At 63.8% G+C, this 12,241-nt stretch carries 13 protein-coding genes; 5 read left to right on the top strand and 8 right to left on the bottom strand.

The window, feature by feature from the left end:
- Nucleotide 1: 1 nt before the first annotated feature.
- Entirely contained in the window at nucleotides 2–2,653 is a 2,652-nt protein-coding gene (gene topA, locus ACT6VE_RS26450) for a type I DNA topoisomerase (protein WP_444801309.1), read from the bottom strand.
- A 257-nt stretch (nucleotides 2,654–2,910) separates the two neighbouring features.
- On the opposite strand from topA, the gene ACT6VE_RS26455 reads away from it, so the two are divergent.
- Entirely contained in the window at nucleotides 2,911–3,165 is a 255-nt protein-coding gene (locus ACT6VE_RS26455; protein WP_444801310.1) for a hypothetical protein, read from the top strand.
- On the opposite strand, the gene dprA is transcribed toward ACT6VE_RS26455, so the two are convergent.
- From dprA to ACT6VE_RS26475, 4 genes are all read right to left on the bottom strand, one after another.
- Nucleotides 3,097–4,248, bottom strand: a complete 1,152-nt coding sequence (gene dprA, locus ACT6VE_RS26460) for a DNA-processing protein DprA (RefSeq protein WP_444801311.1) — start codon at nucleotides 4,246–4,248, stop codon at nucleotides 3,097–3,099. The genes ACT6VE_RS26455 and dprA overlap by 69 nt on opposite strands.
- Before the next feature lie 2 nt (nucleotides 4,249–4,250).
- On the bottom strand, nucleotides 4,251–4,856 hold the full coding sequence (gene plsY / locus ACT6VE_RS26465) for a glycerol-3-phosphate 1-O-acyltransferase PlsY (protein WP_444801346.1): 606 nt from the start codon (nucleotides 4,854–4,856) through the stop codon (nucleotides 4,251–4,253).
- A 100-nt stretch (nucleotides 4,857–4,956) separates the two neighbouring features.
- Nucleotides 4,957–6,249 (bottom strand): dihydroorotase, encoded by a 1,293-nt coding sequence (locus ACT6VE_RS26470; protein ID WP_444801312.1) that lies wholly within the window; start codon nucleotides 6,247–6,249, stop codon nucleotides 4,957–4,959.
- Nucleotides 6,246–7,187 (bottom strand): aspartate carbamoyltransferase catalytic subunit, encoded by a 942-nt coding sequence (locus tag ACT6VE_RS26475; RefSeq protein WP_444801313.1) that lies wholly within the window; start codon nucleotides 7,185–7,187, stop codon nucleotides 6,246–6,248. Before ACT6VE_RS26475 ends, ACT6VE_RS26470 begins: the two co-directional genes overlap by 4 nt.
- Before the next feature lie 171 nt (nucleotides 7,188–7,358).
- Between ACT6VE_RS26475 and ACT6VE_RS26480 the strand changes: the two genes are divergently transcribed.
- The gene (locus ACT6VE_RS26480; RefSeq protein ID WP_444801314.1) at nucleotides 7,359–9,005 is read left to right on the top strand and encodes an acyl-CoA dehydrogenase family protein; all 1,647 of its coding nucleotides are present in this window, start codon (nucleotides 7,359–7,361) and stop codon (nucleotides 9,003–9,005) included.
- Here ACT6VE_RS26480 and ACT6VE_RS26485 read toward each other — a convergent pair.
- On the bottom strand, nucleotides 8,987–9,922 hold the full coding sequence (locus tag ACT6VE_RS26485; RefSeq protein ID WP_444801347.1) for an AEC family transporter: 936 nt from the start codon (nucleotides 9,920–9,922) through the stop codon (nucleotides 8,987–8,989). The two genes, ACT6VE_RS26480 and ACT6VE_RS26485, sit on opposite strands and share 19 nt — an antisense overlap.
- Before the next feature lie 206 nt (nucleotides 9,923–10,128).
- Here ACT6VE_RS26485 and ACT6VE_RS26490 point away from each other — a divergent pair, with 206 nt between their 5' ends.
- Both ACT6VE_RS26490 and ACT6VE_RS26495 read left to right on the top strand, forming a co-directional pair.
- Nucleotides 10,129–10,260, top strand: coding sequence for a hypothetical protein (locus tag ACT6VE_RS26490; RefSeq protein ID WP_444801315.1), 132 nt, complete (start codon nucleotides 10,129–10,131; stop codon nucleotides 10,258–10,260).
- Nucleotides 10,257–10,583, top strand: a complete 327-nt coding sequence (locus ACT6VE_RS26495) for a DUF6105 family protein (RefSeq protein WP_444801316.1) — start codon at nucleotides 10,257–10,259, stop codon at nucleotides 10,581–10,583. The genes ACT6VE_RS26490 and ACT6VE_RS26495 overlap by 4 nt, the downstream gene beginning before the upstream one ends.
- On the opposite strand, the gene ruvX is transcribed toward ACT6VE_RS26495, so the two are convergent.
- A complete protein-coding gene (ruvX, locus tag ACT6VE_RS26500) occupies nucleotides 10,529–11,014 on the bottom strand; it encodes a Holliday junction resolvase RuvX (RefSeq protein WP_444801317.1) in 486 nt (161 codons plus the stop codon). The genes ACT6VE_RS26495 and ruvX overlap by 55 nt on opposite strands.
- Before the next feature lie 13 nt (nucleotides 11,015–11,027).
- Entirely contained in the window at nucleotides 11,028–11,324 is a 297-nt protein-coding gene (locus tag ACT6VE_RS26505) for an alkylphosphonate utilization protein (RefSeq protein WP_444801318.1), read from the bottom strand.
- Between the two features lie 147 nt (nucleotides 11,325–11,471).
- Here ACT6VE_RS26505 and ACT6VE_RS26510 point away from each other — a divergent pair, with 147 nt between their 5' ends.
- On the top strand, nucleotides 11,472–12,176 hold the full coding sequence (locus tag ACT6VE_RS26510) for a metal-dependent hydrolase (RefSeq protein WP_444801319.1): 705 nt from the start codon (nucleotides 11,472–11,474) through the stop codon (nucleotides 12,174–12,176).
- The last annotated feature ends 65 nt before the right edge of the window (nucleotides 12,177–12,241 follow it).

Below are 12,241 nucleotides of genomic sequence, written 5' to 3' on the forward strand. Positions count from 1 at the left end.
GTCAGGCCTTCTTTGCCTTGGCTGCAGTCTTGGGCTTGGCGGCGGCCTTTGCCTTCGGCTTTGCAGCCTTGGCACCGTCGGCCTTCGCCTTCGTGGTCTTGGCCGGCTTGGCCTTGCCCTTGGCCGGCGTCTTGCCGGCCTTTTCGGCGATCAGCACGAGCGCCTCTTCCATCGTGACGCTGTCGGCCTCCTTGCCCTTCGGCAGGGTAGCATTCACCTTGCCCCAGTTCACATAGGGGCCGTACTTGCCGTCGCGAACGGTGATGGGGCCGCCATCCGGATGGTCGCCCAGCGTCTTCAGCGCCGCCGGTGTGCCGCGCGAACGCCCGCCCGGTCCCTTCGATGCCTTGTCGGCAATGACGGTCACGGCGCGGTTGAGGCCGATCGAGAACACGTCCTCGACGGTTTCCAGGTTGGCATAGCCACCGTCATGCAGCAGGAACGGGCCGTAGCGGCCGAGGCCGGCGGAAATCATCTTGCCGCTCTCCGGATGCTGGCCGATATCGCGCGGTAGCGAGAGCAAAGCGAGCGCCTTCTCATGGTCGATGCTCGCCGGCGTCCAGCCCTTGGGCAGGCTCGAACGCTTGGCCTCCTTGCCATCGCCGCGCTGCACGTAAGGCCCGAAGCGGCCGGAGCGCAGCGTGATCTCTTCCCCGGTATGCGGGTCCTTGCCGAGGCTCTGCGGTTCGTTGGACGCGTTTGCCTCCGCGTCCGAGCCGTTATCGGCGGAAAGCTGGCGGGTGAAGTTGCAATCCGGATAGTTCGAGCAGCCGACGAAGGCGCCGAATTTTCCAAGCTTCAGCGAGAGTTTACCGGTGCCGCAGACCTGGCAGATGCGCGGATCGCTACCGTCCTCGCGCTTCGGGAAGACGAGCGGTGCCAGTTCCTCGTTCAGCGCGTCGAGAACATTGGTGACGCGCAGTTCCTTGGTTTCCTCGATCTGGGCAAAGAAGTCCTTCCAGAAATCGCGGAGAACCTGCTTCCAGTCGAGTTCGCCAGCCGAGATCTTGTCGAGCTTTTCCTCGAGATCCGCCGTGAAGTCATATTCGACATAGCGCGTGAAGAAGCTTTCCAGGAAGGCCGTGACGAGGCGCCCCTTGGTTTCCGGGATCAGCTTGCGCTTGTCGATGAGGATATATTCGCGGTCGCGCAGCGTCGCGAGCGTCGAGGCATAGGTCGACGGGCGGCCGATGCCGAGCTCTTCCATCTTCTTGATCAGCGTCGCTTCGGAGTAGCGCGGCGGCGGTTCGGTGAAGTGCTGGGTGGCATTCACCTTCTGCTTGGCGACGGCCTCCTGGGCGTTGATCTCCGGCAGGCGACCATCGTCGTCACCGCCGTCCGACTGCTCGCCGTCTTCCTTCTGGTCGGTATAGGCGGCAATGAAGCCGTCGAAGCGGATGACCGAGCCGGTGGCGCGAAGGCCTGCCTTGCGGCCGCCATTGTCGGCCTCGATCTCGACCGTCGTGCGCTCGATCTCGGCGGATGCCATCTGGCTGGCGATGCCGCGCTTCCAGACGAGGTCATAGAGCCGCAGCTGGTCCGGGTCGAGGAAGCGCTTCACCTGGTCCGGCGTGCGATCGAAGGAGGTCGGACGGATCGCCTCGTGCGCTTCTTGCGCGTTCTTCGCCTTGGTGGAATAGAAACGGGCCTTTTCCGGCACATAGCGCGCGCCGAACTGCTCGCCGACGGCGCGTCGGGCGGCATCGATCGCTTCCGGCGCCATCTGGACGCCGTCGGTACGCATATAGGTGATGAGACCGACCGTCTCGCCACCGATGTCGATGCCTTCATAAAGCTTCTGCGCCACCTGCATGGTGCGCGAGGCCGAGAAACCAAGCTTGGACGATGCGGCCTGCTGCAGGGTGGAGGTCGTGAAGGGCGGACCCGGGTTGCGCTTGGTCGGCTTCGCCTCGACGCTTTCGACGCGGTAGGCAGCACCTTCAAGCAGCGCCTTGAGATTGTTCGCCTCTTCGCCGTTGCCGATCGATCGCGCCTGCAGGCGCTTGCCTTCAGCCGAGACGAGGCGGGCCTCGAACTCGTCGCCACGCGGTGTCTTCAGAAGGGCGGAAAGGTTCCAGTATTCTTCCGAAACGAAGCGTTCGATCTCGGATTCGCGATCGCAGACGAGGCGAAGCGCCACTGACTGCACGCGGCCGGCCGACCGAGCGCCCGGCAGCTTGCGCCAGAGGATCGGCGACAGGTTGAAGCCGACGAGATAATCGAGCGCACGGCGGGCGAGATAGGCATCCACAAGAGGCGTGTCGATATCGCGCGGGTTGCGCATGGCCTCAAGCACGGCCGACTTGGTGATGGCGTTGAAGACGACGCGCTTGACCGGCTTGTCGCCGAGCACCTTCTTCTTCTTGAGAACGTCGAGCACATGCCAGGAGATTGCTTCACCTTCGCGATCCGGGTCGGTCGCGAGGATAAGGCCGTCGGAGGCTTTCACCGCGTCGGCAATGTCCTTCATGCGCTTGGCGGACGCGCTGTCCACTTCCCAGGACATTTCAAAGTCCTCGTCGGGGCGCACGGAGCCGTCCTTGGCGGGCAGGTCGCGCACGTGGCCGAAGGAGGCGAGCACGGTGTAGCCAGGGCCAAGATACTTGTTGATCGTCTTGGCCTTCGCAGGCGATTCCACAACTACAACTGTCATCGTCATTTCTCTGGTATCGGGCGCCGCACACTGGGAAGCGCGGCGAAACGGGCGCATTGCGCCGGAAAGTCGTGCTTCGACATGAACAGGGAAAGCGTTCGGGTCAAGAGGTGGGGCGGAAATTAGTGGGATACAACTCAATGCAACCAAAGATGGCTTATTCGATTGTTGCAATTTTAAATAATCGTTGTATCGTTTCCTAGGTGTAGGAATTGCAACCTATCGGTGATTCTCCTCATGGACGCAACGGACAAGCCATGAACCCGAAACAAGCCCGACCCGCCCCGCCGCCCCATACGGCAGAAGAAAACATTGCCTACATCCGCCAGATGCTGGGCGAATTGCGCACCGTCGCCAACAACGAAGGCGCCGATATTCTGCGCTATCTGATCGAGATGGCCTATGTCGAAGCGGGAGACATCCTCGCCGGCTTGCGGCCTATGTCAATCCGCGGCCATCGAGACCCGGCCATCGGCATGCCGCTCAAGTCGGCCGGCAAGGTCAAGTTCTAGAAGAACGAGGTAGACGGCTGACGCCGCGACACCGGTATGCCGGATGATCTCATCGATCTCGGCCGGCACCTGGCTCAAGGCCTCCGCAATCCGCTCCCGCTCGCCGTCGCTCGGCGGCAGCCCCAAGCCGGATAAGCCATCGTCCGCAGGCTCGCCGGCACCCGGCTGCGGCTTGAAGAGATCCGGCTCCGAGAGCGGGCGCAGACCTTCCAGCACGTCCTCCGGCGTGGTGATGATCGTCGCACCGTCCTTGAGCAGGCCATTCGTGCCCTCGCAGCGCGGATCGAGCGGCGAGCCGGGCACCGCAAAGACCAGCCGGCCGAAATCCGCCGCATTGCGCGCCGTGATGAGCGAGCCGGAGCGCACGGCCGCTTCCACCACGACGAGACCGATCGACATGCCGGCAATCAGGCGGTTGCGGCGTGGAAAATCCCGCGCACGGGGTTCCCAGCCAAACGGCATTTCGCTCACAGCAAGACCCATGCCGGCGGTGAGTTCGTCGAGCAGCCCGATGTTTTCCGGCGGATAGGGTTTGTCGAGGCCGCCGGCCATGGCGGCGATGGTGCCGGTGTCGAGGCTTGCGCGGTGAGCGGCGGTATCGATGCCACGGGCAAGGCCCGAGACGATCGTATAGCCCACGCGGCCGATCTCCCGCGCCAGCATGCCGGCGAACTTCATGCCGGAGATCGACGCGTTGCGCGCGCCGACAATGCCAACGGCCGGTGCCGTGGCGACCCTGCGGTTGCCTTTGACGGCAAGCAGCGGCGGTGCGCCGCTGATCTGGCGCAGGAGCGGCGGGTAATCCGGTTCACCGATACCGACGAAGGCTGCACCGTGCCGGTCGGCAATCTCCAGTTCGCGTTCGGCTTCTGCCTTGCTGGCAACGCGGATGACGCGCGACGCGCCGCCGCGGCGCGAGAGCTCCGGCAGCATCTCCAGCGCCGTCTCGGCGCTACCGGTGTGGTTGATGAGATCGCGAAAAGTGGCCGGGCCGACATTGTCGCTGCGGATCAGCCGCAGCCAGGCGATCCTCTGTCTTTCCGTCAGCGCAATTCCCCGGGGCCCTGCGCTGCGGTCGTCCATGGCTATCCCTTGCTGCCGATCTTGCTCTCGGTGCCGCTCATCAGGCGGCTGATATTGGCGCGGTGTTTCCACCAGGTGATGACGGTCAGCACGAGGAAGAGCAGCGCCACCTTCTCGTGACCGAGAAACCACAATACAACCGGCGATACCGCGGTTGCAACCAGGGCCGAGAGCGACGAATAGCGGGTGAGATAAGCGAGGCCGATCCAGACCGCCGCAAACACGGCGAGCATGACGGGCACCAGCCCGAGCAGCAGGCCGACATAGGTCGCAACGCCCTTGCCGCCCTTGAAGCCGAGCCACACGGGGAAGAGGTGCCCCATGAAGGCTGCGAAGCCGGCGGCGATGCCGGCGTCGAGCCCCCAGCGCGAGGCGATCGCGGCGGCGGCCGTGCCTTTCAGTGCATCGAGCAGCAGGGTTGCCGCGGCGAGCTTCTTGTTGCCGGTGCGCAGCACGTTCGTCGCGCCGATATTGCCGGAGCCGATCTGGCGCACGTCGCCGAGCCCCGCCATGCGGATGAGGATCAGGCCGAAGGGGATGGAGCCGAGCAGATAACCGAAGGCAAGGGCGGCAAGCGTCGGCAACGTGCCGAGCTGCCAGGTGAAGATGTCGGACACGTCAGTTCTCCCCCGAGACGTCTTTTCAATGCGGCGAGTGCGCGGCAGGCTAGATCAGGGGCGGCGTCCCTTCCGCCCCTGACCATCCCGGTCAGTCCAACGAATGCACCCGTTTTCCGGCAACATAGGTGCTAATCGCGCGCCCCGTAAAGCGGGCATCTTCGAACGGCGTGTTCTTCGAGCGAGAAACGAAGCGGTCCTTGGTGGCAAGCCAGGGCTCGTCGGGATCGATGATCACGATGTCGGCGGAGGCGCCCACGGCAAGGGTCCCGGCGTCGAGGCCGAAGGTTTTTGCCGGACGGGTCGACAGCGCATCGATCAGCCGCATCAGTGGTACTTCACCGCTGTGATGCAGCCTCAGCGCCGCCGCCAGCATGGTCTCGAGCCCGATCGCGCCATCCGCCGCATCCGCGAAGGGCAAGCGCTTGGTATCGACGTCCTGCGGATCGTGCGAGGAGACGATGATGTCGATATCACCGCGCGCCAGCGCATCCACCATCGCCTTGCGGTCGTCCTCGCCGCGCAACGGCGGTGAGAGCTTGAAGAAGGTGCGGTATTCGCCGATGTCGTTCTCGTTCAGCGTCAGGTGGTTGATCGAAATGCCGCAGGTGACGTTCGCGCCACGCTCGCGGGCGGTTTTCACCGCTTCCGCCGATTCCGGCACGGAGATTTGCGCCGCATGGTATTTTCCGCGCGTCAGGCCGGCGATGCGCAGATCCCGTTCGAGCGGGATCAGTTCAGCCTCGCGCGGCGTGCCGGAAAGGCCGAGCCAGCTTGCCAGCAGGCCCTCGTTCATGACGCCGCCGGCACCGAGATACTTGTCGCGGGTCTCGAGCGCGATGACGCTGCCGAATTCGCGCGCATAGGTCAGAGCACGGCGCAGCACCTGCGCATTGTGCAATGGGTTGCGGCCATTGGTGAAGGCGACGGCGCCGGCGGCCTGGAGCAGGCCGAATTCGGTCATCTCCTCGCCGTGCAGACCCTTGGTCAGGGCCGCAGCCGGGTGGATGTTGACGATCGCCTTGTCGCGGGCGTTCTTCAGCACGAATTCGACCAGCGCGATATCGTCGATTACCGGATCGGTATCCGGCATGGTGATGAAGGTCGTGACACCGCCGGCGGCGGCGGCGCGGGAGGCGGATTCGATCGTCTCGCGATGCTCGGCGCCCGGTTCTCCGACGAAGACACGCGCATCGACGAGGCCGGGGGCGGCGATCAGACCGCGGCCATCGACGACCGTAGCGCCTTCCGGCGCGCCCTGGTTCTGCGCACCGCTGCCGATGGCGGCGATCCTGCCGTTCTCGATGACGATCGAGCCCTTTTCGTCGATGTTACGCGAGGGATCGAGGATGCGGAGGTTCTTGAGGACGGTCGTGCGGCTCATGCGCGGGGTCCCTGGTTCTGTGAAAGCAGGAGCGTTTCCATCACGGCCATGCGGACGGCGACGCCCATCTCGACCTGCTGTTCGATGACGCTTTGTGGCCCGTCGGCGATTTCCGAGGCGATCTCGACGCCGCGGTTCATGGGACCCGGATGCATGACGAGCGCATCCGCCTTCGCCACCTTCAGCTTTTCAGCATCAAGGCCGTAATAGTGGAAGTATTCGCGCACCGATGGCACGAAGGCGCCGGACATGCGCTCGCGCTGCAGGCGCAGCATCATCACGACATCCGCATCCTTCAGCCCCTCCGCCATGGAGTGGTAGACCTCGCAGCCCATATCGGCGATGCCGGAGGGCAAAAGCGTCGCCGGGGCGACGACGCGAACGCGGGCACCCATGGCGTTGAGCAGCAGGATGTTCGAGCGCGCGACACGCGAGTGCAGCACGTCGCCGCAGATCGCCACGATGATGCGCGACAGCTTGCCCTTGGCGCGGCGGATGGTCAGCGCGTCGAGCAGAGCCTGCGTCGGGTGCTCGTGCTGGCCGTCACCCGCGTTCACCACCGCGCAGGAGACTTTTTGCGCAAGGAGGGCAGCCGCACCGGCTGAAGAATGGCGCACCACCAGCACGTCCGGGTGCATGGCGTTCAGCGTCATCGCGGTGTCGATCAGCGTTTCGCCTTTTTTCACCGACGAATTGCTGACCGACATGTTCATCACGTCGGCGCCAAGCCGCTTGCCGGCAAGCTCGAAGGAGGCTTGCGTACGGGTGGAGGCTTCGAAGAAGAGATTGATCTGCGTCAGGCCGCGAAGCGTCGACGTTTTCTTTTCCCGCTGGCGGGAGATTTTTACCGCTTCGTCGGCGCGGTCGAGCAGCAGGGTGATATCCTGCTCGGTCAAACCCTTGATGCCGAGAAGGTGGCGATGCGGAAAGAAGTTCATAAAACTCCGCCTCAACTGTCGTGGATACGCGGGGTCTATAGAGCGTCAGTTCCGCCGCGGCAAGGTAAACAGGTGCGGGCTTTGCGCATTCCCACGCTTTTGTGAAGCTTCAGGTGCCGGCAGCCGCAACGCCCCGTTTCGCCCGATCGCGACTTGGGCTAGAACCCGCTCATGACTCGCGACACCGAACAGAAATTTGCCGATCTCAACCAGCCGCCGCTCTGGTCGGGCATCAATGCCTATCGCTCCGACCCGCTGCTGGTCGACGCAACCGACGCGATGCCGAAGGGCCTGCGCGACGAGTTCGATGCGATCGGCCGCTACGTGACCTCGCCGGAGGCGCAGGAACTCGCCCGCATGGCGAATGTCGGCGTGCCGCAGCTGCGCACCCATGGTCCGCGCGGCGAGCGGCTCGACGTCGTCGATTTCCACCCGGCCTGGCACGCGCTGATGCGCCGTTCCATGGCGACGGGCCTGCATTCCTCGCTGTGGGAGAACGTGCCGGACGAGCAGGGCAGGGCGCACAAGGCGCGCGCCGTGCGATTCTATCTCACCGCCCAGCTCGAATGCGGCCATCTCTGCCCGCTGACGATGACGAGCGCCTCGGTCGCAGCACTTTCCGCCTCGCCGCAGGTGCAGCGCGAATGGGGCCTGAAAATCCTGTCGCGCAAATACGATTCGACCAACAAGCCCGCCATGCAGAAGAGCGCCGTCACCATCGGCATGGGCATGACGGAAAAGCAGGGCGGCACGGATGTGCGCGCCAACACGTCGTCCGCGGAGCGCGTCGGCGAGGGCATCTATCGCCTGACCGGCCACAAGTGGTTCATGTCCGCGCCGATGAGCGACGGTTTCGTCATGCTGGCACAGACCCGCGAGGGCATCGGCTGCTTCCTCGTGCCGCGCCTCCTGGAAGACGGCGTCTCCAACGGCCTGCGCTTCCAGCGCCTGAAGGACAAGATCGGCAACCGCTCGAATGCGTCGTCGGAAGTCGAGTTCACCGATACGTTCGGCTTCCTGCTCGGAAAGCCGGACGCGGGTGTTCGCACCATCCTCGACATGGTGACGCTGACGCGGCTCGACTGCGCACTGGCGTCGTCCGGCATCATGCGCGCTTCGCTCGCCGAAGCCGTGCACCATACCCGTGGCCGCATCGTTTTCGGCAAGCCGCTCGTCGCCCAGCCGATCATGACCCGCGTGCTGGCCGACATGGCGCTCGACGTCGCGGGTGCCACGGCGCTTTCCTTCCGCTTAGCGGAGGCCTTCGACAAGGCGCGCGACAGCGCCGAAGATGCGGCCTACGCCCGCATCATGACGCCTGTCACGAAATACTGGTGCTGCAAGATCGCGCCGGCGCTGATCTATGAGGCGATGGAGTGTATCGGCGGTAGCGGCTATGTCGAGGAACGCCCGATCGCACGGCATTACCGTGAGGCGCCGGTCAATGCGATCTGGGAAGGCTCGGGCAATGTCATGGCGCTCGATCTGATGCGCGTGATCAGCCGGGGCAGGGACCTGTTCGAAATGCTGTTTGCAGGCCTTGCCCGCGATCTCGGTCCGGCAGGCAAGAAGACGGTGGACGTGCTGCGCGCCGCCCTGTCGCTCTGCGAGCGGGACGAGGGCGCCGCCCGCATGCTCGTCGAGCAGCTGGCACTTGCCGCCGCGGCTGCGGAACTTTACCGCGCCGGCGCCGGCCGCGTGGCCGATGCCTTCCTGGAAACGCGCCTCGCCTCCGGCTGGCGCTCGACCTACGGCATGCTCGATTCGCGTTTCGATTCGGCCTACATCGTCGATCTGCTCTATCCGCCGGCGAGATAGGCCGTCGCCGCCAGCACCATCGGGATGGTGAAGAAGGACGCGATCGTCTGGAGTGTCGCGACGGCGGCATAGAGCGGCGCGTCGCCGCCCATCTGTTTGGCCAGTACATAACCGTTCATCGCCGTCGGCACGCTGGCGCCCATGGCGATGGTCAGCAGCGGTTCGCCGCGCATGCCGAGTGCATAGGCAGCCCCGGTCATCACAAGCGGCATGACGACCAGCTTCAGCACGACGGGCAGCAGCGCCAGTCGTCGCGGCCGCAGCGCATCGGCCAATTTCAACCCGGCACCGACCATGATCAGGCCGAGGCTGAGCGAGGTGTCTGCAACAAGCTCGGCGGTCTGCATCAGGGGATCGTAGATCTTGATGCCCAGCAGGTTGACGGTGACGCCGAGAACCGAACCGATGATCATCGGATTTGTGAGGATTTTCTGCGCGAAAGTCTTGAGGCTGCGTGTGCCGCCGCCAAACCAGACGAGAATACCGATATTGTAGAGGTTGATCGGGATGATGATCAGCGTCGCGACCAGTGCCACGAGCGCGAGGCTCTGTGGCCCGTAGAGCTTTTCGGCGATCGCCAGCGCAATGAAGGCATTCCAGCGCGTCGAGGTCTGGAAGACGGACGTATAGGTGGGCGCTGAAACGCCTGCGGCGCGGAAGAGCGGCCAGCAGAGCGCCAACACCAGCGCAATGAAGGTCAGCGAGCCGATGGAGCCTGTCGCGACGCTGCCTGCGGCGATGCCGGAGAATTCGGCATTGGCGAGCGTCGTGAACAGAAGACAGGGAAACAGCACGAAGAAACCGAGCTGTTCGAGCCCGTTCCACATGTCGCGGTCGATCAGCCGCCAGCGCTTGAGCAGCGCTCCCAGCACGACGAGCAGGAAGACGGGGAGGATGCTTTCGAAGATGGCGAGCATGATACCGGATCGGCTGGAGAGATCACCGCTCATTCCATGCCTTGGCCGGCATGGCAAGGGCAGGTTGCGTCCGCCGCCATGTGGAAATTAACCTTAATGAAGGCTTTACGTTGCGCGCTGAAGGTTAACGGGTGAAGGTACCATTCACTTGGTGTTAACCATGCGAGCGAGTGCTGAGTATGGCCAGAACGGCCCGGATTTCGGTCATGACGACCCTGTTTTGCTTTGTTGCGGTTGATATCTCCGTACCGTTGCTCGTGCTTGTCGGGAGCGTGGCGGTGAGCGAGATGATCTTCGCTGCCGGCGACCTCCTCGCGATGAAGAGGAGGGCTGCATGAAGTGGTTCCTGATTCTCTGGGCCGGCCCGATTGCGCTGCTTGGCAGCTGGTACGGGCTTTCCTATTACGACATGAGCTTCGGCTTCTTCATGCTGACGCGGGATACGCATGATCTGGTGTTCCAGATCTATGGCCATATCCTCGGCATTCCGCCGGAAAGCCTTCCGCCGCTCGTGCTGCGCGCCATCATCTTCGACAGTTTTCTGGTGCTCGGCATCATCGCGTTCCGCCGCCGCAAGCAGATTTTTGCCTGGTGGCAGGCCCGCCGTCAGTCGTCGTCGGGTGTTCTTGCGAGAGACGATAGCCTGTCCAGCGCGCCCTGAAGAATGAAGGAGGCGGCGGCCGAGTCGATACGCTCGGCCCGCTTCTTGCGCGACACATCCATCTCGATCAGCGTGCGCTCTGCCGCCACCGTTGACAGCCGCTCGTCCCAGTAGACGAAGGGGATGTCGGTCTTTTCGCTCATCGAGCGCACGAAGGCGCGTGTTGCCTGAACGCGCGGGCCGGCGCTGCCATCCATGTTGACAGGCAGGCCGATAACGAAGGCGACGACCTTTTCCTTGGCCGCGAAGGCCAGCAGCAGTTCTGCATCCTGCGTGAATTTCACGCGCTTCAGCACCGGTCGCGGCGTTGCCAGCCGCCGGCCGAGATCGGAAACCGACAGGCCGATCGTCTTCGTGCCGAGGTCGAGGCCGGCGATCGGCTGGCGGGGGCCAAGCGTCTCAGCCAGTTCTTCCAGTGTCAACGTTGCCATGGGCAGACCCTTTTCAGCGCTTGCGGACGAATTCCGTGCGCAGCACCAGCCCCTTGATGGCATCGTGCCGGCAGTCGATTTCTTCCGGGTTGTCGGTCAGGCGGATCGTCTTGATCACCGTGCCCTGCTTCAGCGTCTGGCCCGCACCCTTCACCTTCAGATCCTTGATCAGCACGACCGAATCGCCATCCACAAGCACGGTGCCGCTGGCATCGCGCACCACGTTGAGCGCGGCTTTCGCGGCTGCAATCTCGGAGGCGGGGCGCCATTCGCCGGTGGCTTCGTCATAGATGTAATCGTCGTCGCTCATGGCGGCTCCTTGCGTGGATGGTGCATCACCGGCGGGCTGCCGGGCGTTGCTCCATCTCTATCGCCACGCTTATAACGATCTCGAGATGGATGGAAACGGCATTCGCCGGATCTATATTCCGCAACTACTCATAACAGGAGAAACGTCATGAAGATCACCTGGCTCGGCCATTCGGCCTTCCGGATCGAAACCGCCAAGGCAAGAATCCTCATCGATCCGTTCTTCACCGGCAATCCCGCTTTCGACGAATCGACCCGCAAGGATGCTGTCGCCGGCCTCACGCACATCTTGCTCACCCACGGCCACGGCGACCATGTCGGCGACACGATCCAGATCGCCAGGGAAACCGGCGCGACCGTGCTGGCGAATGCCGATCTTGCCGCCTGGCTGGGCGCCAAGGGTGTGGAAAAGGTCGACATGGGCAATACCGGCGGCACCGTGCATTTCGACGGGTTTTCGACGACCTTCGTCAACGCACTGCATTCTTCTGCGCAGATCACCGAAGACGGCGTCTCTCACTCGCTCGGCAATGCCAACGGTCTCGTTCTGCATTTCGAGGAAGACCCGACGCTCTATCACATGGGCGACACGGATATCTTTTCCGACATGGCGCTGATCCACGAGCTGCACCAGCCGGAAATCGGCCTCGTGCCGATCGGCGACCGTTTTACGATGGGCGGTGCCGTGGCCGCGCTTGCCTGCCAGCGCTTCTTCAAGTTCGACACCGTCATTCCCTGCCACTACGGTTCCTTCGGCATCATCGACCAGACCGCCGACCTCTTCGTGCAGGCGATGGACGGCACATCCTCGAAGATCGAAGTGCCGGGCGTCGGCAGTACCGTCTCGCGCTAAGTGCCCGAAAACGAGGCGAGGGGGGCGTGGAAGGACCATTCCCCCGTTGCGCCTCTTGGGCTTGG

This window comes from Shinella sp. (genome assembly GCF_052438155.1).
Classification (GTDB): domain Bacteria; phylum Pseudomonadota; class Alphaproteobacteria; order Rhizobiales; family Rhizobiaceae; genus Shinella.

Excerpts from the sequence above, each read along its gene's own strand:
- topA (WP_444801309.1), bottom strand. The coding sequence starts at position 2,653 with ATGACAGTTGTAGTTGTGGAATCGCCTGCGAAGGCCAAGACGATCAAC.
- ACT6VE_RS26455 (WP_444801310.1), top strand. The coding sequence starts at position 2,911 with ATGAACCCGAAACAAGCCCGACCCGCCCCGCCGCCCCATACGGCAGAA.
- dprA (WP_444801311.1), bottom strand. The coding sequence starts at position 4,248 with ATGGACGACCGCAGCGCAGGGCCCCGGGGAATTGCGCTGACGGAAAGA.
- ACT6VE_RS26470 (WP_444801312.1), bottom strand. The coding sequence starts at position 6,249 with ATGAGCCGCACGACCGTCCTCAAGAACCTCCGCATCCTCGATCCCTCG.
- ACT6VE_RS26475 (WP_444801313.1), bottom strand. The coding sequence starts at position 7,187 with ATGAACTTCTTTCCGCATCGCCACCTTCTCGGCATCAAGGGTTTGACC.
- ACT6VE_RS26480 (WP_444801314.1), top strand. The coding sequence starts at position 7,359 with ATGACTCGCGACACCGAACAGAAATTTGCCGATCTCAACCAGCCGCCG.
- ACT6VE_RS26485 (WP_444801347.1), bottom strand. The coding sequence starts at position 9,922 with ATGCTCGCCATCTTCGAAAGCATCCTCCCCGTCTTCCTGCTCGTCGTG.
- ACT6VE_RS26490 (WP_444801315.1), top strand. The coding sequence starts at position 10,129 with ATGACGACCCTGTTTTGCTTTGTTGCGGTTGATATCTCCGTACCGTTG.
- ACT6VE_RS26495 (WP_444801316.1), top strand. The coding sequence starts at position 10,257 with ATGAAGTGGTTCCTGATTCTCTGGGCCGGCCCGATTGCGCTGCTTGGC.
- ruvX (WP_444801317.1), bottom strand. The coding sequence starts at position 11,014 with ATGGCAACGTTGACACTGGAAGAACTGGCTGAGACGCTTGGCCCCCGC.
- ACT6VE_RS26505 (WP_444801318.1), bottom strand. The coding sequence starts at position 11,324 with ATGAGCGACGACGATTACATCTATGACGAAGCCACCGGCGAATGGCGC.
- ACT6VE_RS26510 (WP_444801319.1), top strand. The coding sequence starts at position 11,472 with ATGAAGATCACCTGGCTCGGCCATTCGGCCTTCCGGATCGAAACCGCC.